Annotated in this window: 23 protein-coding genes; 7 read left to right on the plus strand and 16 right to left on the minus strand. The window is 63.5% G+C overall.

The features are described from left to right. From ACIQ67_RS03900 to ACIQ67_RS03925, 6 genes are all read left to right on the plus strand, one after another. The coding region (locus tag ACIQ67_RS03900) for a sensor histidine kinase (protein WP_397533044.1) at positions 1-369 on the plus strand (369 nt) is incomplete at its 5' end. Continuing rightward, positions 366-782, plus strand: a complete 417-nt coding sequence (locus tag ACIQ67_RS03905; protein ID WP_397533045.1) for an RNA-binding S4 domain-containing protein — start codon at positions 366-368, stop codon at positions 780-782. The genes ACIQ67_RS03900 and ACIQ67_RS03905, both read left to right, overlap by 4 nt. 110 nt (positions 783-892) lie before the next feature. After that, complete coding sequence (gene grpE / locus ACIQ67_RS03910) at positions 893-1,417, plus strand: nucleotide exchange factor GrpE (protein ID WP_397533046.1); 525 nt, start codon at positions 893-895, stop codon at positions 1,415-1,417. An 81-nt stretch (positions 1,418-1,498) separates the two neighbouring features. Further along, entirely contained in the window at positions 1,499-3,448 is a 1,950-nt protein-coding gene (gene dnaK, locus ACIQ67_RS03915) for a molecular chaperone DnaK (RefSeq protein WP_397533047.1), read from the plus strand. 117 nt (positions 3,449-3,565) lie between these two features. Continuing rightward, positions 3,566-4,711 (plus strand): molecular chaperone DnaJ, encoded by a 1,146-nt coding sequence (gene dnaJ / locus ACIQ67_RS03920; protein ID WP_397533048.1) that lies wholly within the window; start codon positions 3,566-3,568, stop codon positions 4,709-4,711. Between the two features lie 174 nt (positions 4,712-4,885). Then, a complete protein-coding gene (locus tag ACIQ67_RS03925) occupies positions 4,886-6,514 on the plus strand; it encodes a response regulator (protein ID WP_397533049.1) in 1,629 nt (542 codons plus the stop codon). Between the two features lie 59 nt (positions 6,515-6,573). Here the strand turns inward: ACIQ67_RS03925 and ACIQ67_RS03930 are convergent, their stop codons facing one another. The 8 genes from ACIQ67_RS03930 to ppsA form a co-directional block, all read right to left on the minus strand. Next, positions 6,574-7,707, minus strand: coding sequence for a PA0069 family radical SAM protein (locus ACIQ67_RS03930; RefSeq protein WP_397533050.1), 1,134 nt, complete (start codon positions 7,705-7,707; stop codon positions 6,574-6,576). A gap of 153 nt (positions 7,708-7,860) precedes the next feature. After that, positions 7,861-9,270 (minus strand): replicative DNA helicase, encoded by a 1,410-nt coding sequence (gene dnaB, locus ACIQ67_RS03935; protein WP_397533051.1) that lies wholly within the window; start codon positions 9,268-9,270, stop codon positions 7,861-7,863. Between the two features lie 136 nt (positions 9,271-9,406). After that, a complete protein-coding gene (rplI, locus tag ACIQ67_RS03940) occupies positions 9,407-9,859 on the minus strand; it encodes a 50S ribosomal protein L9 (protein ID WP_397533052.1) in 453 nt (150 codons plus the stop codon). A gap of 13 nt (positions 9,860-9,872) precedes the next feature. Next, complete coding sequence (gene rpsR, locus ACIQ67_RS03945; RefSeq protein ID WP_397533053.1) at positions 9,873-10,163, minus strand: 30S ribosomal protein S18; 291 nt, start codon at positions 10,161-10,163, stop codon at positions 9,873-9,875. Between the two features lie 17 nt (positions 10,164-10,180). Continuing rightward, positions 10,181-10,528, minus strand: coding sequence for a primosomal replication protein N (gene priB / locus ACIQ67_RS03950; RefSeq protein WP_397533054.1), 348 nt, complete (start codon positions 10,526-10,528; stop codon positions 10,181-10,183). Between the two features lie 6 nt (positions 10,529-10,534). Beyond that, a complete protein-coding gene (gene rpsF, locus ACIQ67_RS03955; RefSeq protein WP_397533055.1) occupies positions 10,535-10,897 on the minus strand; it encodes a 30S ribosomal protein S6 in 363 nt (120 codons plus the stop codon). A gap of 186 nt (positions 10,898-11,083) precedes the next feature. Continuing rightward, on the minus strand, positions 11,084-13,183 hold the full coding sequence (locus tag ACIQ67_RS03960; protein ID WP_397533056.1) for a VC_2705 family sodium/solute symporter: 2,100 nt from the start codon (positions 13,181-13,183) through the stop codon (positions 11,084-11,086). 234 nt (positions 13,184-13,417) lie between these two features. Next, complete coding sequence (ppsA, locus tag ACIQ67_RS03965; RefSeq protein WP_397533057.1) at positions 13,418-15,826, minus strand: phosphoenolpyruvate synthase; 2,409 nt, start codon at positions 15,824-15,826, stop codon at positions 13,418-13,420. A gap of 201 nt (positions 15,827-16,027) precedes the next feature. Here ppsA and ACIQ67_RS03970 point away from each other — a divergent pair, with 201 nt between their 5' ends. Further along, positions 16,028-16,849, plus strand: coding sequence for a pyruvate, water dikinase regulatory protein (locus ACIQ67_RS03970; RefSeq protein ID WP_397533058.1), 822 nt, complete (start codon positions 16,028-16,030; stop codon positions 16,847-16,849). Here the strand turns inward: ACIQ67_RS03970 and ACIQ67_RS03975 are convergent. Genes ACIQ67_RS03975 through bamA form a run of 8 tightly spaced genes read right to left on the minus strand, consistent with a single transcriptional unit; the run spans position 16,839 to position 24,445 of the window. Next, positions 16,839-17,618, minus strand: a complete 780-nt coding sequence (locus tag ACIQ67_RS03975) for a TrmH family RNA methyltransferase (protein WP_397533059.1) — start codon at positions 17,616-17,618, stop codon at positions 16,839-16,841. The genes ACIQ67_RS03970 and ACIQ67_RS03975 overlap by 11 nt on opposite strands. Beyond that, on the minus strand, positions 17,615-18,244 hold the full coding sequence (gene rnhB / locus ACIQ67_RS03980) for a ribonuclease HII (protein ID WP_397533060.1): 630 nt from the start codon (positions 18,242-18,244) through the stop codon (positions 17,615-17,617). Before rnhB ends, ACIQ67_RS03975 begins: the two co-directional genes overlap by 4 nt. Further along, complete coding sequence (lpxB, locus tag ACIQ67_RS03985; RefSeq protein ID WP_397533061.1) at positions 18,213-19,361, minus strand: lipid-A-disaccharide synthase; 1,149 nt, start codon at positions 19,359-19,361, stop codon at positions 18,213-18,215. The genes rnhB and lpxB overlap by 32 nt, the downstream gene beginning before the upstream one ends. 5 nt (positions 19,362-19,366) lie before the next feature. Next, the gene (lpxA, locus tag ACIQ67_RS03990) at positions 19,367-20,155 is read right to left on the minus strand and encodes an acyl-ACP--UDP-N-acetylglucosamine O-acyltransferase (RefSeq protein WP_397533062.1); all 789 of its coding nucleotides are present in this window, start codon (positions 20,153-20,155) and stop codon (positions 19,367-19,369) included. Between the two features lie 25 nt (positions 20,156-20,180). Continuing rightward, positions 20,181-20,624, minus strand: a complete 444-nt coding sequence (fabZ, locus tag ACIQ67_RS03995) for a 3-hydroxyacyl-ACP dehydratase FabZ (protein WP_397533063.1) — start codon at positions 20,622-20,624, stop codon at positions 20,181-20,183. A 4-nt stretch (positions 20,625-20,628) separates the two neighbouring features. Beyond that, positions 20,629-21,666, minus strand: a complete 1,038-nt coding sequence (lpxD, locus tag ACIQ67_RS04000; RefSeq protein ID WP_397533064.1) for a UDP-3-O-(3-hydroxymyristoyl)glucosamine N-acyltransferase — start codon at positions 21,664-21,666, stop codon at positions 20,629-20,631. Beyond that, positions 21,663-22,169, minus strand: a complete 507-nt coding sequence (locus ACIQ67_RS04005) for an OmpH family outer membrane protein (protein ID WP_397533065.1) — start codon at positions 22,167-22,169, stop codon at positions 21,663-21,665. Before ACIQ67_RS04005 ends, lpxD begins: the two co-directional genes overlap by 4 nt. Positions 22,170-22,171: 2 nt before the next feature. Then, positions 22,172-24,445, minus strand: coding sequence for an outer membrane protein assembly factor BamA (gene bamA, locus ACIQ67_RS04010; RefSeq protein ID WP_397533105.1), 2,274 nt, complete (start codon positions 24,443-24,445; stop codon positions 22,172-22,174). Positions 24,446-24,473 lie beyond the last annotated feature (28 nt).

The raw sequence follows: 24,473 nt of genomic DNA on the forward strand, positions 1-24,473 counted from the left end.
GTGCGCAGCCATGAATGGGCTTTGCGCGAACTGACCCGGAATCTGCTGCACAACGCCATCCAGCACACGCATCGACGGCTGCTGATCCGGCTGCATGTCGACGAGCAAGTCGCGGTGCTGACGGTTTCGGATGACGGACCAGGCTTGAGCAGCGAGCAGCAGTCCAGGCTGTTCCTGCCCTTTGCTGCCGGCTCGCCACAGGGCGGCTCGGGTCTGGGCCTGGCGATTTGTCATGGCATCGTGCAGTCGCTGCGGGGCAGCATCACGCTGAGCAACCGAGTGGCCGAGCGGGCCGGCGCTCAAGCTGTCACAGGCCTGGATGCGCGCGTCAGCCTGCCACTGGCAAGCGAGGCGAAAATGCCGGAATGAACAAGGTACTTCCAGGACCGGTACGGCTGGACAAATGGCTGTGGGCAGCGCGTTTCTACAAGACTCGGGCGCTGGCGGTCGATGAGATCGGCAAGGGCCGGGTGCAGATCAATGGCCAGGACGCCAAGCCTTCGCGCGAAGTCAGAGTTGGCGATCTGCTGCGGCTGCGGCAGGGCCCGGTCGAGCGCGAAGTCCAGGTGCTGGCCCTCAGCCATGTGCGCGGACCTGCGCCGGTGGCTCAGACCCTCTATGCGGAAACACCGGAAAGCAGCGCGGCCCGCGAGAAGGCGGCCGAGGCCCGCCGCCTGGCGCCCGAACCTGCACAGACCATCACGCAGGGCCGTCCCACCAAGCAGGACCGGCGCCGCCTGTCCGAGTGGGACCGCTGGTCGGCCAGCGCGGACCCGGACTGAACTGCCCCCCCCCCGCGGCAGCGGGTTTGCCCCGATGCCGGATGCCACAATCCCCCTCTTGAAAACCAGGGCTTGGCCCTCATCTCGCTGCCATTGCCCATCCAAGCATCATGACGACAGAGCACAACCCCACTCCGCAAGACAGCCCGTCCAGCGCAGACGCGCCGGCCCAGAACCTGACGCCCGAAGCCCGGATCGCCGAGCTCGAGGGCCGGTTGGCCGAGATGTCGGACGCCTACCTCCGCGCCAAGGCCGAGGTGGAGAACATCCGCCGTCGCTCCGACGAGGAGATGAGCAAGGCCCGCAAGTTTGCCGTCGAAGGATTCGCCGAAGCCATGCTGCCGGTGATGGACAGCATGGAAGCGGCTATCGCCACGCCGGATGCCAAGGTCGAGACCGTGCTGGAAGGCGTGCACGCCACCAAGCGCCAACTCGCTGCCGCGCTGGAACGCAACAAGGTGCTGGAGATCAATCCGGCTCAAGGGACGAAGTTCGACCCGCACCAGCACCAGGCGATCTCGATGGTGCCGGCCGATCAGGAGGCCAATACCGTGGTGGCCGTGCTGCAGAAGGGCTACTCGATCGCCGAGCGCGTACTGCGCCCGGCCTTGATCACGGTCGCAGCGCCAAAGTAATTCACAGGCCGCTGCCTCTTGAAAGACAGCGACTTATCCACATTTCTTAGAACAACGAAACCAATCTCCTGGAGTTAGAACATGGGAAAGATCATCGGCATTGACCTCGGCACCACCAACTCGTGCGTGGCCGTGATGGAAGGCAACACGACGCGTGTGATCGAGAACGCCGAAGGCGCTCGCACCACGCCGTCCATCATTGCCTACCAAGAAGATGGCGAGATCCTGGTCGGCGCCTCGGCCAAGCGCCAGTCGGTCACCAATCCCAAGAACACGATCTACGCGGTGAAGCGCCTGATCGGCCGCAAGTTCGGCGAGAAGGAAGTGCAGAAGGACATCGAACTGATGCCCTACACCATTGCCGCCGCCGACAACGGCGACGCCTGGGTGGATGTGCGCGGCAAGAAGCTGGCGCCGCCGCAGGTCTCGGCCGAGATCCTGCGCAAGATGAAGAAGACGGCCGAGGACTACCTGGGCGAGGAAGTGACCGAGGCCGTGATCACGGTGCCGGCCTACTTCAATGACGCCCAGCGTCAGGCCACCAAGGACGCCGGCCGCATCGCCGGGCTGGACGTCAAGCGCATCATCAACGAGCCCACGGCTGCAGCCCTGGCCTTCGGCCTGGACAAGCATGGCAAGGGCGACCGCAAGATCGCCGTCTATGACCTGGGCGGCGGCACCTTCGACATCTCCATCATCGAGATCGCCGATGTGGACGGCGAGATGCAGTTTGAAGTGCTGTCGACCAACGGCGATACCTTCCTCGGCGGCGAAGACTTCGACCAGCGCATCATCGACTACATCGTCACCGAGTTCAAAAAGGAACAAGGCGTCGACTTGACCAAGGACGTGCTGGCCCTGCAGCGCCTGAAGGAAGCCGCCGAGAAGGCCAAGATCGAGCTGTCGAATTCTTCGCAGACCGACGTCAACCTGCCCTACATCACCGCCGATGCCTCGGGGCCGAAGCACCTGAACATCAAGCTGACCCGCGCCAAGCTGGAAAGCCTGGTTGAAGAGCTGATCGAACGCACCATCGCTCCTTGCCGCACCGCGATCAAGGACGCTGGCGTGGCCGTGTCCGCCATCGACGACGTGATCCTGGTCGGCGGCATGACACGCATGCCCAAGGTGCAGGACAAGGTCAAGGAGTTCTTCGGCAAAGACCCGCGCAAGGACGTCAACCCTGACGAGGCCGTGGCCGTCGGTGCCGCGATCCAGGGCCAGGTGCTGGGCGGCGAGCGCAAGGACGTGCTGCTGCTGGACGTGACGCCGCTGAGCCTGGGCATTGAGACCCTGGGCGGCGTTATGACCAAGATGATCGCCAAGAACACGACCATCCCCACCAAGTTCAGCCAGACCTTCTCCACCGCCGACGATAACCAGCCGGCCGTGACCATCAAGGTCTACCAGGGTGAGCGCGAGCTGGCCCAGGCCAACAAGTCGCTGGGCGAGTTCAATCTGGAAGGCATCCCGCCGGCACCGCGCGGCCTGCCCCAGATCGAGGTGAGCTTCGACATCGACGCCAACGGCATCTTGCATGTGGGCGCCAAGGACAAGGGCACCGGCAAGGAAAACAAGATCACCATCAAGGCCAACTCGGGTCTGTCGGAAGCCGAGATCGAGAAGATGGTCAAGGACGCCGAAGCCAACGCCGCTGACGACAAGAAGAAGGTCGAGCTGGTGCAAGCCAAGAACCAGGCCGACGGCATGGTGCACAGCGTGCGCAAGTCGCTGACCGAACATGGCGACAAGCTGGACGCCGGCGAGAAGGAGAAGATCGAAGCTGCGATCAAGGACCTGGAAGAAGCCATCAAGGGCGACGACAAGGCTGCGATCGAAGCCAAGACCGAGACCCTGATGACGGCCAGCCAGAAGCTGGGCGAGAAGATGTATGCCGACTCGCAGGCCGCGCAAGCTGCCGCTGGTGCGGCCGAGCAGCCGCAGGCGCAGCCTCAGCAGGCATCGTCGGCCAAGCCGGCCGATGACAACGTCGTTGACGCCGAGTTCAAGGAAGTCAAGGACAGCAAGTAAGACGTCCTGTATGACGCGTCGGCCCCGGCCGATGTGTCACCGCCGCCGCGCCCGAGCTCGAGGAAACGCCCCGAAAAGCTCAGCGCGGCGCAGTTGTTTGAAAGTCCGGAATACCTCATGGCAAAGCGCGACTACTACGAGATTCTTGGCCTGGCCAAGACCGCCAGCGAAGAAGAGATCAAGAAGGCCTATCGCAAGCTGGCGATGAAGTTTCACCCTGACCGCAATCAGGGTGAAGGCGCCAAGGCTGCTGAAGAGAAGTTCAAGGAGGCCAAGGAGGCCTACGAGATGCTCGCCGACGCACAGAAGCGCGCAGCCTATGATCAGTACGGCCACGCTGGCGTCGACCCCAATATGGCCGGCCGTGGCGGACCGGGCGGTGAAGGCTTCGGCGGCTTTGCCGAGGCATTCGGCGACATCTTCGGCGACATCTTCGGCGGCGCCGGTGGCGCGCGCCGCGGCGCGGGTGGCCAGCAGGTCTACCGTGGCAGCGACCTCTCCTACGCGATGGAGATCACGCTGGAAGAAGCCGCGCGCGGCAAGGAAACCCAGATCCGCATCCCTTCCTGGGAAGGCTGCGAGACCTGCAGCGGCACCGGTGCCAAGCCGGGTACCAGCGCCAAGAGCTGCGGCTCCTGCGGCGGCTCCGGCACAGTGCACATGCGCCAGGGCTTCTTCTCGGTGCAGCAGACCTGCCCGCACTGTCAGGGCAGCGGCAAGATCATTCCGGACCCCTGCACGGCCTGCAATGGCCAGGGCAAGATCAAGAAGAGCAAGACGCTGGAAGTCAAGATTCCGGCGGGTATCAACGAAGGCATGCGCATCCGATCGGCCGGCAATGGCGAGCCGGGCGTCAACGGCGGGCCGTCGGGGGATCTGTACATCGAGATCCGCATAAAGCAGCACGAGATTTTCGAGCGCGACGGCGACGACCTGCACTGCACCATGCCTGTGGGCATCACCACCGCCGCGCTGGGCGGCACGATTGAGGTGCCGACGTTAGGCGGCAAAGCCGAGATCGAACTGCCCGAGGGCTCACAGCATGGCAAGACCTTCCGCCTGCGCGGCAAGGGAATCAAAGGCGTGCGCTCCAGCTATCCCGGCGACCTCTACTGCCACATCAGCATCGAGACTCCGGTCAAGCTGACCGAGCACCAGCGCAAGCTGCTGAAGGAGCTGGACAAGAGCTTCCGCGAAGGCGGCGAACGTCATTCGCCGAACGCAAAAAGCTGGACAGATCGCGTCAAGGATCTCTTCAAGTAGCGCGCAAAATTGCCGGAAACAGCCAGGTCGACGTAGCCACCGCTGGCGCTGAGTTCTAAAGTTCGACCTGAGTTCGGCCGAAGAGCCGAATGTGAGAGTCTCTAGATACCAGCGCTCGACCGTACCGGCTCATCAACGCAGCTTCCAGCCTGCGGTGGTGGCCATGGAGCCCGTATGCGCGTGATGGACAGCGGCCTGGACAAGGCCAGCGCCCTCATCATCGACAGCAATGCCAGCTCGCGCAGCCTGCTGGCGGCTCAGCTGCGTGAGCTCGGCGTGGCCAGCGTTCGGCAGACCACCCGGGTGCGAGATGCCCGGGTCATCCTCGAGCACACCCCCTACGACATCGTCCTGTGTGACTACCACTTCGATGGCAGCGAACTGTCTGGGCAGGACTTGCTCGACGAGTTGCGCCGCGAACAGTTGCTGCCCTTCTCCACCGTCTTCGTGATGGTGACCGGCGAGGCCTCCTACTCCGCCGTGGCTGAGGCGGCGGAGGCGGCACTGGACGCCTATCTGATCAAGCCCTACACCTCAGCCTCGCTGTCGGAGCGGCTGGCTCATGCTCGCCAGCGCAAACGCATCCTCAAGAGCATCTTTGAAGCCATTGAAGCCCAGGACTTCGACACCGCTGCCAATCTGTGCCTCAAACGCTTCGAGGAAAAGGACAAGTATTGGCTCTACGCCGCGCGTATCGGCGCCGAACTCATGCTGCGGCTGAATCGGCATGCCGATGCCCGTACCCTCTATGAAGCCATCATCGAGGCACGCACAGTGCCCTGGGCCAGGCTTGGCGTGGCCCGAAGCGAGCTGGCCGCCGGAAACAACACGGCAGCACGGCGGACCCTAGAGACTTTGATCGGCGAAGTGCCGGACTACGCCGACTCCTACGACGTGATGGGCCGCATGCAGATGGACCAGGGTGAGATCGCCGAGGCGCTGGCCACCTACCGCATCGCCACCAAGCTGACGCCTGGATGCCTGCTGCGCGGTCAGCGCGCGGGCACTCTTGCCTTCTACATGGGCGAACGTGCCGAAGCCCTGAAGCTGCTTGAGAGCACCATGGCCAACGGCCTGCGGTCCAAGCTGTTCGACATGCTGAGCTTGGTCCTGATCGGTTTGATGCGCTTCGACGCCCGGGACAGCAAGGGGCTCCGCTACGCGCATGAATCGATGCTGGCAGAGATCGAGCGCCAGCCCGACTCAGCCCGGATCCGGCGCTTCGGCCTGGTCTTCCAAGGGCTCCGGGGGCTGAGCGAACACAAGGTCGCCAACGCTCTGGAAGCGGCGCGCAAGCTGAGCGCTGAGTTTGATTCGCCCGACTTCGATCTCGAAGCCGCCAGTCTGTTGCTCGCCTTGTGGATTCGCCTGGCCCGTCAGGCCATCCAGCTTGAGGAAATGGATTCGCTGCTGAAGAAGATGGGCCTGCGCTACTGCACGACCAAGTCCAGCACCGAGATCCTGATTGCCATGACCGAGGGCGACGAAGAGGCTGCGGGTAGCCTGCGCGACAGCCATGTGCAGGTCTTCGGCATCGCAGAGACGGCGATGCGCCATTCGATGCGGGGAGGAGCCGAGGCCGCCGTGCGCTTGCTGATCGAGCAGGGCGCGCAGACGCGTAACGCCAAGCTGATCGACATGGCCAGTCTGGTGCTCAAGCGCCACCATGAAAAAATCGAACACGCCGACGAACTGGGGCACAAGATCACCGAACTGCAAGAGCTCCATGTGCTGCCGCTCGGCGGGGCCGCTACCCGCATTGGCCAAGCGCGTGCTGCCGGCGGGCTGGCGCTGCGCAACTGAGCTCTGGCCTCAACTCGGCCTGAGTTCGCGTCATCGCGTCCGATCAGACACTGGACCGCTCAGAACAGCTCCGCCTGTTCCGCAACTGCGCGCGGGCGCCGGAACTGGCCCAGATCCAGCACGAGCCGCTGGCGATTCAGGCCGAAGCGCGCGCAGGCCTTGCGCATGCGCTGTGAGAGGAGCTCAGCCCACAGCCCTTCGCCCCGCATCCGCGAGCCGAAGCGCGGATCGTTGTCGCGCCCACCGCGCATCTCGTGCAACCGGGCCATCACGCGATCAGCCTTGTCCGGTGCATGCTGCTGCAACCAGTCTTTGAACAGCGGGCTCACCTCCCATGGCAGCCGCAGCGGGATGCTGAAGGCCGAACTGGCCCCCGCATCGGCTGCGGCCTCAAGAATGCGCTCCAGCTCCGGCTCGTTCAGAAAGGGAATGAGCGGGGAGACGCTGACGCCAACAGGCACACCCGCGTCTGACAAAGTCTTCAGCGTGCGCAAGCGCCGCTGTGGCGACGCGGCGCGAGGCTCGAGCGTGCGGGCCAGCTCAGGATCCAGGGTGGTAATGGAGACATAGACGGCTGCCATCTGCCGCGCAGCCATCGGTGCGATCAGATCGAGGTCGCGCTCTAAGCCCGCGGACTTGGTGACCAGCGAGAAGGGATGGTGGCATTCGGCCAGCACCTCGATGATGCGTCGCGTCAGCTGCAGTTTGCGCTCAATCGGCTGGTACGCATCGGTGGCTGTACCCAGGCATAGGGCCTGTGGCTGGTAGCTGCGACTCGCCAACTGGGCCCTCAAGCGCTCGGCAGCATTGAGCTTGGCCACGATGCGGGTTTCGAAGTCAAGCCCGGGCGACATATCCAGATAGCCATGCGTGGGCCGCGCAAAGCAATAGACACACCCATGCTCACAGCCCCTGTAGGGGTTGATGGAGAGGTCGAAGCTGATGTCCGGCGACTGGTTGCTGGACAGAATGTGAACCGCCTTCTCTTCGATGATCTGGGTACGCGGCGGCAGCCGCTCCTGAGTGGCCAGTTGCTCCAGCGTTCCCCAGCCATCGTCGTGCTGCTCGCGCTGAGCATTCTCGAATCGATGCGCAATCGCCCATGCACTGCCGCGCCCTTTCAGTGCCTCTGGCCGAATGTAGAGCGGCACTGTCGGATTGGGCAGCGGAGCGGAACGGGGCTTGGGCGGCATACTGTGCATTTATACAGCACATTCGGCCGTTACCCACGAGCGTTTCGTGCAGGCGAACGAGTCGCCGGCAGCACCTCCCTGGCCATGCACTTGCAGGCGCCCGGGACTTCGGCCGGCATCGCGCAGTCCGCAAGGACTGCGCTCGGTCCCGCCTCAGTATTCGCTGCCGCCGGTGTAGCCGGGGGCGAGGTTTTCAAACTTGGTGTGCATGCGCTGGAAGGCCAGCTTCACCGTGCCGACCGGGCCGTTACGTTGCTTGGCAATGATGATCTCCGCGACACCAGGCTCCTTGCACTCTTCCTTGGTGTAGTACTCGTCGCGGTAGATGAACATGATGATGTCGGCATCCTGCTCGATCGCGCCTGACTCGCGCAGGTCGGACATCATCGGCCGCTTGTCAGGGCGCGTTTCCACCGAGCGGTTGAGCTGGGACAGCGCGATCACCGGGCACTTCAGTTCCTTGGCAAGAGCCTTGAGTCCGCGGGAGATTTCTCCAATCACCGTGGCACGGTTTTCTTCGTTGCCGCCGTTGCCACTCATCAATTGCAGGTAGTCGATGATGATCAGGCCCAGCTGCCCGCTGATGCGCGCCTGGCGACGGGCACGAGCCCGTACCTCACTGGGCGAAAGACCGGGGCTTTCGTCGATGTAGATGCTCGCCTTGCCCAGCTTGTCGACAGCCTCGGAAAGCCGCCCCCACTCGTCATCAGCCAAGCGCCCGGTACGGAGATGGCTTTGGTCGATACGGCCGATCGAACCCACCATACGCAGGGCCAGTTGGGCCGCGCCCATTTCCATGGAGTAGATGACCACCGGCAGACCTTCGTCGATCGCGACGTTCTCGCCGATGTTGATGGCGAATGCCGTCTTGCCCATCGAGGGACGTGCGGCAAGCACGATCAGATCGCCGGGCTGCAGACCGGCCGTCATGCGGTCCAGATCATAGAAACCGGTTCGCACACCGGTCACATCCTCAGCCCCGTTCTCAGCCAGTTCGTTGACACGGTCGATCAGCTGCACCACGAGGTTGTCCATGCTCTGGAAACCCTGCCGGCTACGTGAGCCCTCTTCGCCGATGCGGAAGATCTTGCCTTCGGCCTCATCAAGAATCTGGGTCACGGCGCGACCCTGCGGGTTGAGCGCCGCGGTCGCAATTTCGTCTGAGGTGGCAACCAGCTTGCGCAGGATGGCGCGCTCTCGGACGATCTCTGCATAACGCCGAAGATTGGCGGCACTTGGCACACTCTGGGCCAAGGCATTCAGGTAGGCCAGCCCACCACATTCCTCTGCCTTGCCTACCGAGGTGAGCTCCTCGAAGACCGTCACCACGTCGGCGGGCTTGCCTGCGTTGATCAGCTTACCAATCGCCGCAAACACATGCTTGTGCTCGTAGCGGTAGAAGTCCGAGTCAGTCAGCAAGTCGCCTGCGCGATCCCATGCGGAGTTATCGATCAGCAGGCCGCCCAGCACGCTCTGCTCGGCCTCGACCGAGTGCGGTGGCACACGCAGGCGCGCGACTTCGTCGTCAGCGCCAGAGGATGAGGATGAAAAGATGGCAGACATCGCTGTGGACAATCCTGGGGACAAGCACTGGACAGGGATTGAACAACTCGAACCCTATAAACGACAAAGCCGATGACCCTACAAGTCATCGGCTTCCTTGATCTGAGCAGCCGCAAGGGCTGCTGACCATTGGGGCTTACTCGGCCTCGGCAACCACCTGAACCGAGACTTCCACCACTACATCAGTGTGCGGAGCCACGTTCACCGGGAACTCGCCCACAGCCTTCAGCGGGCCATTGGGCATGCGCACTTGAGCCTTGGCGATGGCAAAGCCCATCTTGGTCAGGGCTTCAGCGATGTCGGCATTGGTGACGGAGCCGAACAGGCGGCCGTCCACGCCAGCCTTCTGGCTGATGCGCACGGTCTTGCCGGTAAGGCTGTCGCCCAGAGCCTGGGCAGCTGCCAGCTTTTCAGCTGCGGCCTTCTCAAGCTCGGCGCGGCGGGCTTCGAACTCCTTGATCGCGGACTCGGTGGCACGACGTGCCTGCTTGGTCGGGATCAGGAAGTTGCGTGCGTAGCCGTCCTTGACCTTGACGACGTCGCCCAGGTTGCCAAGGTTAGCCACTTTTTCAAGCAGGATGATTTGCATGATGTGTGACTCCTCAGACCTTGTGCTGATCGCTGTACGGCAGCATGGCCAGGAAGCGAGCACGCTTGATGGCGACAGTCAGCTGACGCTGGAAGAAGGCGCGCGTGCCGGTCAGGCGAGCGGGCGTGATCTTGCCGTTTTCACCGACGAAGTCGCGCAGCGTGTCGATGTCCTTGTAGTCGATCTGCTCAACACCGGCGACGGTGAAGCGGCAGAAGCGCTTGCGACGGAACAGCAGCGATTGTTGGTTACGCTTGGGCTTCTTATCTTTAGAGAAGCGACCTTTACCACGTGGCGGGGGCATAGTAGACCTCTTTCAATTCAATCCGGATTGTTCGAACAAACAGGTGCGGGACCGGGCGTCAGGGCTGTGATGTGAAAGATCACTCCACGACCGTTTCGCATGGCAGCGAGGAAACCTGAAAACAGGGCATTCCCTCCGACGCCAAGCGACTGAACGCGCTTGCAGATTTCACCGATCGCCACTGCCTTGATTTCCATCGAGACTTTGCGGGGCCTGCCCGCCTCTTGCACCTGGGATTCATGCTTCAAGCTGAAATCCAGGGCCGTCTGGCCGGCCGGTGTGTATCTGATCAATCCCAGCTCCAGCAACTGCGCTTGCAAAACCAGTTGATTCAACGGCTTTGCTTCAACAGCAGCGGAGCTCACCAGCTCTTAGGCGTTGGCGTCCTGAGGAGCCTTGCGGGCCTCTTCGCGCTCGACGGCCTTCATCATCACCGACGGGTTGGTCTCAGCCTTGGGCTTGACCACGGTCAGGTGACGCAGGACGGCGTCGTTGAAGCGGAAGCCAGTCTCGAGCTCAGCCAGAGTTTCCTTGCTGCACTCGATGTTCAGGCACAGGTAGTGCGCCTTGGCCAGCTTCTGGATCAGGTACGCCAGTTGGCGGCGGCCCCAATCTTCGACGCGATGGACCACACCACCACCCGTGGTGATCAGGCCCTTGTAACGCTCCAGCATGGCCGGAACCTGTTCGCTTTGATCCGGATGGATCAGCAGAACGATCTCGTAATGACGCATAAACACTCCTTGTGGGTTCCAGGTCTGGCGCCAGCCGGAGGATTCCTGCCGCGTTCAACCCGAGGAAGCCGTCCCACAGCGTCAAAAGTCGTGGGTACGGCAAGGGAAAGCCCGCGATTGTAGCGCGAGCGAAAGAAATGAGCCAGAACTATCTCGGCACTGCGCCCAGGGCCGCGTCGGACCGGATCACAGCCCCGGCGGCCTGCGCAATCGATCGACCAACTCCGCTTCAGCGCCACGGGTTGGCGGTGTCAGAAGGCTGACGACCACGATCGCGGCAAAGCTGGCCGGCACGCTGAACAGCCCCGCCGAGATGGGTTGAATGCCCCACCAGAGCTCCGGACTGCCAGCCAACCCCAGAGCCGCGCGCAACCAAGGCTGGGTGACCGCCATGTAGTAAGCCGTCAAGCCCATTCCGACGAGCATTCCCGCCAGAGCACCCCATCGATTCGCGCGCTTCCAGAACACGCCGAGCACCAGGACCGGGAACAAGGCCGCACCGGCAAAGGAGAATGCCGCCGCGACCAGGAACAGAATGTCAGCCGGTTTCTGTGCCGCCACTGCAGCCGCCGCCAAGGCCGTGAGCATCAACAAGGCTTTCGAGATGGTGACGCGCGTTCCGGTTGTCGCCGCCGGGTTGATGACGCGGTAGTAGACATCATGGGACAACGATGCCGAAATTGTGAGCAGCAATCCGTCAGCCGTCGAAAGCGCTGCGGCCAAGCCCCCTGCTGCAACCATGCCCGACACCACATAGGGAAGGCCGGCAAGCTCGGGGGTCGCTAGCATCACGATATCGCCACCTATGCTCATCTCGCCCAACTGAAGGATGCCGTCGCCATTGATGTCGCTGACAGACAGCAAGGCCGGATCGACCCGTGCCCATTGGGCGATCCAGGAAGGAAGCTGGTTGAACGGCGTACCCACCAAGGTACCAAACACCTCGAACTTGACCATCACGGCCAATGCCGGCGCGGTGATGTAGAGCAGGCCGATGAAGAGCAGCGACCATCCGACCGACTCCCGAGCCTCGCGCACCGACGGTGTGGTGTAGAAGCGCGTCAGGATGTGCGGCAGCCCCGCGGTCCCCACCATCAGGCAGAACACAAGCGCCAGGAAATTGCGCCTGGCTTCGTCAAAGATCTGCTGCTCAGCGGGCGTGCCGTCCGGGTCGCCGGCGAACTGCTGCGCATGGGGCGGCATGCCGGCCAGCGGCTTGGCCCGGGCCTCATCGCTCGCCTTCTGGCGCTGCCAAAGCTCCCGGGCCTCATCGACGGTGCGCGGCATCAGTGCCAGCCGCTTCTCGGCCGCCTGGATCTGTGCCAGAGGGGCGTCTTCGGCCTTGAGCCGGGCCACTTGGCGCTGCGCTTCCAGCCGCTCTTGAGCCAGCGAACCGGGAACATCCTCAAGCTTGCGACCGAGCGCCTTGGCCCGCTCCTCCAGCATCTGGATGACCTCCTGCTCCTTCGGGTCGACGACCAGACCGCGCTCGAGCTCGGTGATCTTCTGAACCTGATGCCCGTACACCGCCTGAGGCAGGGGTGATCCGGTCTGCTTGACCGACAGCCACACCACCGGAGCAAGGTAGGCGACGATCAGAATGATGTACTGAGCCACCTGCGTCCAGGTGACGGCGCGCATGCCCCCAAGGAACGAGCAGACCAGCACGCCGCCCAGCCCGACGAAGACACCGATCTCGAAGGTCAGGCCAGACAGGCGCGTCGTGATCAGACCGATGCCATAGATCTGGGCCACAACGTAGATGAAGGAACACAGAATGGCCGCGAACGCCGCCATCAGGCGCACCGCGTGACTGCCGTAGCGATCACCGAGGAAGTCCGGCACGGTGAACTGTCCGAATTGCCGAAGATAGGGTGCCAGGCCCAGCGCAACCAGGCAAAAGCCTCCCGTCCAACCCAGCACAAAGGCCAAGCCGCCGTAGCCTGACAGGTAGAGCGTGCCGGCCATGCCGATGAACGAAGCCGCACTCATCCAGTCGGCGCCGCTGGCCATGCCGTTGTAGACAGCTGGCACACGACGGCCGGCCACGTAGTATTCGGCAGCATCGGTCGTGCGACTCAGCACCCCGATGCAGGCATAGACAGCGACCGTGGCAAACAAGAAGCTGAAGCCAATCCAGGACTTGGACATGCCCATCCGCTCCAGCAGCGCAAGCACGACCACGAACGCCACGAAGCCCAGCGTGTACCAGGCATAGATGCGATTGAGCTTGGACTTCAGGCTGCGGTTCGCAGGTGAAGCAGGGACGGTGTTCTTTCGGGTCACGCGCTAGTCTCCCCTGCCTGCGCACCTACGGGCACCCGGGCTTGTACGGGCTGCGCATCAGCCGTGGGATGCGTTCAGACGACAAAGGCCCGCCGAGGCGGGCCCAAAGTCTTGGCCGGCGCAGGGCAGGCCCTGGGCGCCGGCTCAGCATTACAGGCCGTACCGGCCGCGCAGGACGCAGCCGGTTCTTCACTTCGCGTCAGACCAGCCGCAGGGCTGGTCTTCGGTCGCGGTTCAGCGCTTGGCCAGACGTTGCCAGGTTTCGATGACTGTGTCGGGATTCAGCGAGATCGACACGATGCCCTCTTCAGCCAACCAATCGGCGAAATCCGGATGGTCGCTGGGGCCCTGGCCGCAGATGCCGATGTACTTGCCGGTCGCGCGGCAGGCCGTGATGGCACGCGAGATCAAGGCCTTGACGGCCGGATCGCGCTCATCAAAGTCACCGGCCAGTTGCTCCAGGCCTGAATCGCGATCCAGGCCCAGGGTCAGTTGGGTCAGGTCGTTCGAGCCAATCGACATGCCGTCGAAATGCTCCAGGAAGGACTCGGCCAGGATGGCATTGCTCGGCACTTCGCACATCATGATGATGCGCAGACCGTCTTGACCACCGGTGGCGGCGCGCTTGAGGCCGCGCTCGGCCAGCATGGCGACCACGCGCTCAGCCTGCCTGACAGTACGCACAAAGGGCACCATGATTTCGACATTGGTCAGGCCCATGTCATTGCGCACCCGCTTGAGGGCTTCGCACTCCATCGCGAAGGCGTCCGAGAACTCGCCACTGATGTAGCGCGACGCGCCGCGGAAGCCCAGCATCGGGTTCTCTTCATCGGGCTCGTAGCGCGAACCGCCGATCAGCTTGCGGTACTCATTGCTCTTGAAGTCCGACAGACGCACGATCACCGGGCGCGGGAAGAACGCTGCCGCAATGGTCGCAATGCCCTCAACCAGCTTGTCCACGTAGAAGGCGCGCGGCGACGCGTGGCCTCGCGCCACCGACTCGACCGCCTTCTTCAGATCGGCATCGATGTTCGGATAGTCGAGGATCGCCTTCGGGTGGACGCCGATATTGTTGTTGATGATGAACTCAAGGCGGGCCAGGCCCACGCCCGCGCTGGGCATCTGCGCGAAGTTGAAGGCCAGCTGCGGATTGCCGACGTTCATCATGATCTTGATCGGGCAATACGGCAGTTCGCCGCGATGCACCTCGCTGACCTCGGTCTCCAGCAGTCCGTCGTAGATGTGGCCAGTGTCGCCCTCGGAGCAGGCCACCGTGACCAGCTGTCCGTCCTTCAGCGTCTCAGTGGCATCACCGCAACCCACCACCGCCGGAATGCCCAACTCGCGCGCGATGATGGCGGCGTGGCAGGTGCGTCCGCCGCGGTTGGTCACGATAGCAGCGGCGCGCTTCATCACCGGTTCCCAATTGGGGTCGGTCATGTCTGTCACCAGCACGTCGCCAGGCTGCACGCGGTCCATTTCAGAAATGCTGTGGACGATGCGCACCGGGCCAGTGCCGATCTTCTGACCAATCGCGCGGCCTTCGGCCAGCACGGCGCTGTGGCCCTTGAGCTTGTAGCTGTGCTCGACCTGGCCTTCCGCCTGGCTCTTAACCGTCTCGGGACGCGCTTGCAGGATATAGAGCTTGCCGTCGATGCCGTCGCGGCCCCATTCGATGTCCATCGGTCGGCCATAGTGCTGCTCGATGATCAGCGCATAACGGGACAGTTCAATGACCTCATCGTCAAGCAGCGAGTAGCGGTTGCGCGCCTCCGGCACCGTGTCCACGGTCTTCACCAGCTTGCCGCTGGCAGCCTTCTCTTCCGGCGTGGAAAACTCCATGCGGATCAGCTTGGAACCCAGGTTGCGGCGGATGATGGGCAGCTTGCCGCGCTGCAGCGCCGGCTTGTGCACATAGAACTCGTCCGGATTCACCGCGCCCTGCACCACCGTCTCACCCAGGCCGTAGCTGGAGGTGATGAAGACCACGTCCTTGAAGCCGCTCTCGGTGTCGATGGTGAACATCACGCCGGCCGAGCCCAGGTCGGAGCGCACCATGCGCTGCACACCGGCCGACAGCGCCACTTCGCTGTGAGCAAAGCCCTTGTGGACGCGGTAGCTGATCGCGCGGTCGTTGTAGAGGGAGGCAAAGACCTCCTTCATCTTGTGCAGCACTTCCTCGATGCCGTGCACGTTCAGGAAGGTCTCCTGCTGGCCGGCAAAGGATGCATCGGGCAGGTCTTCGGCAGTCGCCGACGAGCGCACCGCAAACGTCGCATCCGGGTTGTCAGCCGTCAGCTGCGCAAAGGAACTGCGGATCTGCGCCTCGAGATCGGCCGGGAAAGGCTGTGCCTCCAGCCAGCCGCGGATCTCGGCACCGGCCTCGGCCAGCGCGCGCACATCGTCGGTATTCAGCGTGGACAGTCGTGCGGCAATCCGCGCATCCAGACCCTCGTACTTGAGGAACTCGCGGAAGGCATGGGCGGTGGTGGCAAAGCCACCGGGAACGCGCACGCCCGAGGCGTCGAGTTGCGAGATCATTTCGCCGAGGCTGGCGTTCTTGCCGCCAACCACCTCGACGTCCGACATTCTCAAATTCTCAAAGGGGACGACCAGGGCGGTCGGCTCGAAGCGAGAGGACATGGGAAAACTCCGTGATGTTGAAAAACTGGGGTTCCCGATGCTCGCCACACAGGCGCAGCATCCACGACACGCAGCACCGTCCGGCCATTTCTGGATTCTTGTCGGAGGCTGGGGGCTTGCATCGTTTGTCGAGGGCTGGTTGCAGGGAATTCTACGGGCAAGCCCACTTATGATGCCCAAAGACTCCTGAGCAGCCCGACCATGCCTCATCGCACCGTGTACTTTGTCTCGGACGGCACCGGCATTACCGCCGAGACCTTTGGCAATTCCATACTGGCCCAGTTCCCGGCCAAGCCGCGCCACGTCCGCCGCCCCTTCATCGACAGCGCCGAGAAGGCCTACGCCTTGGTGCGCGAGATCAACGAGACAGGCGAGCGCGAAGGCACTCGCGCCATCGTCTTCGCCACCCTGGTTGACCGCGAGGTGCTGCGCATCGTGCGCGAGCACTGCAAGGGCAAGGTGCTGGACATGTTCGGCACCTTCATCGAGCCACTGGAAGAAGAATTCGCCGTCAAGAGCAACCACCGCGTCGGCCGCTTCTCCGATGTGGCACGCAGCCAGGAGTACCACGACCGCATCGAGGCGATCAACTTCTCGCTGGCGCATGACGATGGCCAATCGGCCCGCAACCTAGCCGCTGCGGACGTGATCCTGGTCGGCGTGAGCCGCTGTGGCAAGACGCCGACGTCGCTGTACCTGGCGATGCAGCACGGCATCAAGGCCGCCAACTACCCGCTGATCCCGGACGACTTCGAGCGCAACAAGCTGCCCACCGCGCTGATCGAACACCGGCGCAAATGCTTCGGCCTGACCATCGACCCCGAACGCCTCTCGCAGATCCGCAACGAACGCCGCCCCGGCAGCAAGTACGCCGCCATCGAGAACTGCCGCTACGAGGTCAACGAGGCCGAAGCCATGATGAAGCGCGATGGCATCGCGTGGCTCTCGTCGACGCACAAATCCATCGAAGAGATCGCGACCACCATCCTGCGCGACATCCGACCGGACCGCCTCATCTACTGAGCCGCTGCAGCGCGCTCTCGTAAAGACAGATCGCTGCGGCCGCGCCGACGTTGAGCGACTCCTCACCGCCCGGTTGCGGAATACCCACCGTCAGCGTGCAGCGCTGCATCAAGTCCGGCTGCACGCCCTGCCCCTCGTGGCCCATCACCCAGGCGCAGGGGCTGGGCAGCAGCAACTGATGCAGCTGCTTGTCGGCATGCGAGCTGGTGGCCACCAAGGGCAGCTGCAGCGCGTCCAGATCCTCAGGCGCCAGGCCCTCGACCAAGTGCAGCCCAAAGTGAGCACCCATACCGGCGCGCAGCACCTTAGGGCTCCACAGCGCGGCCGTGCCCTTGAGCGCCAGCACCTGGCGAAAGCCCATCGCCGCAGCGCTGCGCAGGATGGTGCCCACATTGCCGGCATCCTGCAGCCGGTCCAGCACCACCGAATCCTGGCCTGGCTGCAAGACCCGGCCGGCATCGAGCGGCACCTCGAAGCCCAGCTGCGCTGGCGATTCAAGCCCGCTGATGCTCTTGAACAAAGCCACCGGCACGACCAGCACCTTGGGCGCCGCTTCGGCCAGCATGCGCAGTGCAGGATCGGCCATGGCAGCCTCGGTGATCACCGCCAGGCTAACCGCATGGCCGCGCTGCAGGCAAGCGCGCATCAGGTGATCGCCCTCCAGCCACACCGTGCCTAGCTTGCGGTAGGCGCTGCCATCCTGGCTGAGCTTGCGCAGGCGCTGCAGCACCGGGTTGTCGCGCGAACTGATGTGAAGAAGCTGAGTCATCGCGTGTTCTCCAGCAGCTGCCGCACCGGCCCGAAGCTGCGCCGGTGCCAGGCCGTGAGGCCATGCTCGCGCAGCGCCTGCAGGTGCTCAGGCGAGGGATAGCCCTTGTGCTTGGCGAAACCATATTCGGGATGCAGCTCGTGCATCGCCAAACATTGCCGATCACGCGTGACCTTGGCCAGGATCGAGGCTGCCGAAATCGCCTGCACCTTCGAATCCCCTTTGACGATGGCCTCGGCCGGAATCTTCAGCACCGGCAGGCGGTTGCCGTCCACCAGCACCTTGGCAGGCTTCAGACGCAGGCCCTCGACGGCACGGCGCATCGCCAGCAGCGTGGCCTGAAGAATATTGAGCGCGTCGATCTCCTCGACACTGGCCTCGGCGATGCAGCAGCACAGCGCCTTAGCCCTGATCTCATCGAACAGGCGCTCACGCTTCTTCTCGGTCAGGACCTTGGAATCCGCCAAGCCCTTGATCGGGTGCAGATCGTCGAGGATGACCGCTGCCGCGACAACCGGGCCGGCCAAGGGGCCGCGGCCAGCCTCGTCCACGCCGGCCATCAGGCCGGGCACGTCCCAGGACAGGCCCAGCTGCTCAGGCACGGCCAAGGACTTGCGCGATCGCATCTGCAGCCACCTGTGCCGTGTTGCGGCGCAGGAGTTCATGTTGTTCGGCAAAGCGTGACTGCACCCGTTGATAGCGGGCGCTGTCGTCCAGCCAGGCCAGGCCCTCGCGCGCCAGCGCCTCGGGCGTGCAGGCGTCCTGCAGCAACTCGGGCACCAGGAACTCGCGCGCCAGCACATTTGGCAAGCCGACCCAGGGCTGATAGCGCTTGTCCTTCATTCGCCACCAATTCAGCGCATGCATGCGGTAGGCAATCACCATCGGACGCTTGAACAGGGCCGCTTCCAGCGTGGCCGTGCCGCTGGCGACGAGCGTCACATCGCAGGCAGCCAGGGCCTCGTGCGACTTTCCGTCCAGCAGCACCAACGGAAGCTCGGGCGCGCAGGCGGCAACCATCGGCTTTAGCAAATCGCGCAGACCTGGGGCTATCGGCATCACGAAGCGCAGCCCAGGCCTGGCTTGATGCATCAAGACGGCGGCGCGCAGCAGCGGTTCGGCGATGTAGCGGACCTCGCTCTTGCGGCTACCGGGCAGCAGCGCGATCACTGTGTCGGACTCGCCCAGTCCCAACAGTGCACGGCTGGCCGCCTTGGGCGGCTCCATCGGAATGGCATCGGCCAGCGGATGACCCACATAGGTGGCAGCAATGCCGGCCTCCTGCAGCAGCGCCGGCTCGAACGGAAACAGGCACAGCACATGATCGGCCGAGCGGAGGATCTTCTGCACGCGCTCGGCGCGCCAGGCCCAGATCGAGGGACAGACGAAATGGATGGTCTTGACGCCCGCCTCGCGCAGCTGTGCCTCGAGCGTGAAGTTGAAGTCCGGCGCATCAATGCCAATGAAAGCGTCGGGCTTGTCAGCCAGCAGCCGCGCTGCCAGCTGGCGGCGGATCCCGAGGATTTCGCGCAGGTGCAGCAAGGCATCGACATAGCCGAACACCGACAGCTTGTGATGCGGCCACCAGGCCTCAAAGCCCTGGGCCGCCATGCGCGGCCCGCCGATGCCCTGCGCTTGCAGTGAAGGCCAGCGCTGCCTCAGCCCGGCCAGTAGCAGGCCGGCCAGCAGATCACCGGAGGCCTCGCCGGCCACCATGCCGAAGCGGGGCGCGGTGTCTTGCATGGGGCTCAGCGGATGATGCCGCGCGTTGCGGTGGCCAGGAAGTCCAGCACCAGCGTGATGGTGTCCGCCGCGTCAGGCATGCTGCCGCGCAGCGTTTCCATCTCCATGCGCGCCTGATCCAGCGTCAGGCCGCGGCGGTAGATGATGCGGTACATCTGCTTGACCGCATTGAGCTGGGCCGGGCTGAAGCCGCGACGCTTCAGGCCTTCCAGGTTGAAGCCCTTGGCCTCGGCCGTGTTGCCGCTGGCCATCACGAAGGGCGGCAGATCCTGGAACAGGATAGAACCCATTGCGGTCATGCTGTGCGCGCCAATGTGCACGAACTGGTGCACCACCGTGAAGCCGCCCAGGATCGCCCAGTCACCCACATGCACGTGGCCGGCCAGCTGCGCGTTGTTGGCGAAGATGGTCTTGTTGCCCACCTTGCAGTCATGCGCCAGGTGGACGTAGGCCATCATCCAGTTGTCATCACCCAGCCGGGTCAGCCCGTCGTCCTGCGTGGTGCCGCGGTTGAAGGTGCAGAACTCGCGGATCGTGTTGCGGTCGCCAATTTCCAGCCGGGTCGGTTCGCCCGCGTACTTCTTGTCCTGAGGCGCAGCGCCGATGGAACAGAACTGGAAGATTTTGTTGTCGCGGCCGATGCGCGTCGGGCCCTGCAGCACGCAATGCGCACCCACGCTCGTGCCCTCACCGATGCTGACATCGGGGCCGATCACGGTGTAGGGGCCGACCTCCACATTGGCGCCGAGTTCGGCCTTGGGATCGATCAGCGCGGTCGGGTGGATCAATGCCATCGTTTTTTTACTCCTGCGCGGATGCTCAGCTCTCGATGCGGCGCATGGTGCACAGCAGCTCGGCCTCGCAGGCCAGTTCCTCGCCCACATAGGCGCGGCCGCGGTACTTGTAGATGCCCGCTTTGGCCCGTTCCAGCGTGACATCAAGCATCAGCTGGTCGCCCGGCTCGACCGGCCGCTTGAAGCGAGCACCGTCGATGCCAGCGAAGTAGACCACCGTCTTGTCGTCGAGCTCAATGTCCATGCTAACCAGGGTCAGCACCGTCGCAGCTTGGGCCATGGCCTCCAGTATCAGCACGCCAGGCATCACCGGGCGGTGCGGAAAGTGGCCAGTGAAATGCGGCTCATTGATGGTGACATTCTTCAAAGCGCGAATGCGCTTGCCCATCTCCAACTCGACGACGCGGTCCACCAGCAGGATGGGATAGCGGTGCGGGAGCTTCTTCAGAATCTGGTGGATATCCATCATGAGGTCACAACTTCTTTTCAAGCGCCTTCAAGCGCTCGCGCAGGCTGTAAAGCTGGCGCAGGGTGGCGGCATTCTTCTCCCAGTTCGCATTGTCGTCGAAGGGGAAGACGCCGGTGTATTGGCCAGGCTTGGCGATCGACCGCGTGATCAGCGTGCAAGCCGAGATGTGCACATGGTCGGCAATCTGCAGATGGCCCACGATGCTGGCAGCGCCGCCGACCGTGCAATGGGCGCCGATACGGGTGCTGCCGGCGATGGCGACGCAGCCCGCGATGGCGGTGTGAGCGCCGATCCGCACGTTGTGGCCAATCTGGATCAGGTTGTCGAGCTTCACGCCATCGGCGATCACGGTGTCGTCCAGCGCCCCGCGGTCGATGCAAGTGTTGGCGCCGATTTCGACGTCGTCACCGATCAGCACCGCGCCGAGCTGCTCGATCTTTTCCCAGCGGCCGCCATCGGCCGACTTCGCCGGCGCGAAGCCGAATCCATCGGCACCGATCACCGCACCGCCGTGGATGATGCAGCGTGCGCCGATGCGGCTGTCAAAGCCGACCGTCACCCGCGCCGCCAAGCGCGTGCCTGCACCAATCTGAGACTTTCGCTCGATCACACAGTGCGGGCCGATGCGCGCACCGGCACCGACCGTGACGCCCGCCTCGATCACCGCCAGCGCACCGACGTCGACGCCCTCACCCAGCACGGCGCTGGGGTCGATCACGGCCGAGGGGTGGAGGCGTGCTGCGGCCTGCGGACGCACGCGCACTGCCCACCACTGTGTGAGGCGGGCGAAGTACAGATACGGGTCAGGGGTGACGATGGCAGCGCCACGCGCGGCCGCCACTTCAGCAAAGGCAGGCGCCACGATGACGCAGGCCGCAGCAGTGCTCTGCAACTGCGACTGGTAGCGGACGTTGGAGAGGAAGCTCAGGGTGGCTGAATCAGCCCCCTCAAGCGGTCCCAGACGCGCAATCTCGATATCGGACGCACCAACAAGATCGCCGCCCAAGGCGGCGATCACATCGGCGAGCTTGCAGCGGCTCACTTCTGCGCGTTGAGCGCGTCGATCACCTTCTTGGTGATGTCCACGCGGTTGCTGGCCATGATGGCCTCTTGCACGATCAGGTCGTACTTCTCGGCGTCGAAGATCTGCTTGATCACGCGGTTGGCCCGCTCAACCAGGGCGCCGAGCTCTTCGTTCTTGCGCTGGTTCAGGTCTTCACGCAGCTCACGCCCCTTGCGTTGCAGTTCGCGATCACGATCAATCACGTCACGCTGGCGGCGGTTGCGCTCTGCCTCGGACAGGGTGGGCGCTTCCTTTTCCAGCTTCTCTGCAGCAGCGCGCAGCTTGTTTTCCTGGTCCTTGAATTCCTTCTCGCGCTTGCTGAACTCGGTCTCCAGCTTCAGCTGGGCTGCCTTGGCCATATTGGCCTCGCGCATCACGACCTCGCTGTTGACGTAGCCGATCTTCAACTCCTGGGCTTGGACAGCCACAGCCGAGGTGCACACCATGGCGGCCATCGCCACCGTCTTCAACAGCTTGCTCATAGTCAGAATGCAGTCCCGATCTGGAATTGGAATTTCTCGATTCTATCCGTTGGCTTTTTGCGCAAGGGCGTACCGAAACTCAGCTTCAGCGGCCCCATCGGCGACATCCAGCTCAGGCCGATGCCAGCCGACACGCGCAAGGAATTCAGATCAACGGATTCGAACGAGCTCTTGGTGTTCCACACATTGCCGGCATCGACAAAGCCGAACAGGCGGAACGATTTGTCATTGCCGCTGCCAGGCACAGGAACGTAGAGCTCGGCATTGGCGTTGACACGCAGATTGCCACCGGAGTATGAGCCGGTCGGGTCCACGGGGCCGAGCGAGTTCGACTCGAACACCCGCACCGAACCCAAGCCGCCGGCGTAGAAGTTCTTGAAGATCGGATAGCTGCGACCGCCGAGACCGGAGCCAATGCCCAGTTCACCGTTCACCATCAGCGAGAACTTGTTGTTGGCGCTGAGCGGGAAGTACTGCTGATACTGCAGATTGGCGCGGGCGTAGCGCGCATCCCCGATCACGCTGGACTCAAGATTGACTCGCTGATAGCGCCCGGCGCTCGGCGACAGCACGCTGTCGCGGCTGTCACGCTGCCATCCCAGCGTCAGCGGGAAAGAGTTGCTGCGGTCACCGAACTCATTGAAGTAGCGCTTGTAGCTCAGCGGCACACCAACGTTGGTACTGATCGACGTGCGCTCGGCACCCAGACCGAAGAACACGGTATCGACCTCGGAGAATGGCACGCCGAAACGGACGGTGCCGCCATACGAGGCCAGCGAATAGACCTCGCCCAGGGTGTTCAACGGCTTGGTGGTGCGGTAGAAGATGTCCAGCGCACGTGACACGCCATCGACGGTGAAATACGGGTCGACCGTGCTCAGCGCGATTTGGCGGCCTGTCTTAGCAGTGTTGAGATCGATGCCCAGGTAGTTGCCCGAGCCGAAGACGTTGTCTTGCTTGATCGATCCCTGCAGCGACAGCTTCTGCGCACTCGAGTAGCCCGCGCCGACCATGATGTTGCCTGTCGGCCGCTCTTCAACGGTGATGGTCACATCCACCTGATCCTGCGCACCAGGCACCTCGTTGGTGTCAATGTTGACTTCCTTGAAGTAGCCGAGTCGCTCGACGCGGTCTCGAGAGGCCTTGATGCGCTGACCGTCGTACCAGGCAGACTCGAACTGCCGGAACTCACGACGGATCACTTCGTCGCGAGTACGCGTGTTGCCGGACACGATGACACGGCGCACATAGACGCGGCGCTGCGGCTCGGCAAAGAAGGTAACCGCGACCTGGCCGGTCGCGCGATCGATCTCAGGGCGGCTCTCGACGCGTGCGAAAGCGTAGCCATAGGTTCCGTACAGGTCGTTGAAGGCGCGCGTGGTCTGTGCAACAGCCTCACCGCGGTAGGCTTCGCCCGGCTTCAACGAGACAAGACGCTTGAAGTCCTCTTCGCGACCAAGGTACTCGCCTTCCAGCTTGACCGAGGTCACCGTGTAAGGCTGCCCCTCGCTGATGGTGATCGAGATATTGATGCTCTGCTTGTCCGGCGAGATGGTCACCTGGGTGGAGCTGACGTTGAACTCGAGATAGCCGCGATTCAGGTAGAAGGAGCGAATGGTCTCAAGATCGGCATTCAGCTTGGCGCGCGAATAGCGATCGGTCTTGGTGTACCAGGTTAGCCAGCCGCTGGTGGTCTGCTCCAGCAGGCCCAGCAGCGTGCCTTCCGAGAACGCCTTGGTGCCGATGATGCGGATCTCGCCGATCTTGGCGGGCTCGCCCTCGGCCACAGTGAAGCTGACATTGACCCGGTTGCGCTCCAGCGGGGTGATCGTCGTGGTCACCTCGGCGCCGTACATGCTGCGGGTCAGATACTGCCGCTTGAGCTCTTGCTCGGCGCGATCAGCCAGGGCTTTGTCGAAGGGTTTGCCCTCGCCGATGCCCACGTCCTTCAGCGACTTGGTCAAGGCTTCGGTATCGAACTCCTTGAGGCCGACGAAGCTGACATTGGCGATCGTGGGGCGCTCCTCGATGATCACCACCACTGTGCCGCCGTCAATGCTCAAACGAACATCCTTGAACAGGCCAGTGGCGAACAGCGCGCGCAGCGCAGCGGCGCCTTTGTCATCGTTGTAGGTATCTCCAATGCGGAAGGGCAGCGACGCGAACACCGTACCGGGGTCGGTGCGCTGCAGACCTTCGACACGGATGTCCTTCAACACGAAGGGATCGACGGCCCAGGCGGCGCCCGACTGCAGCGCGGCGGCGAGCGCCAGCATCAGGAAAGACGGGCGCAGGGGCGCGGAC

This window comes from Roseateles sp., from assembly GCF_044373315.1.
In the GTDB taxonomy this organism is placed as follows: Bacteria; Pseudomonadota; Gammaproteobacteria; order Burkholderiales; family Burkholderiaceae_C; genus JACDQM01.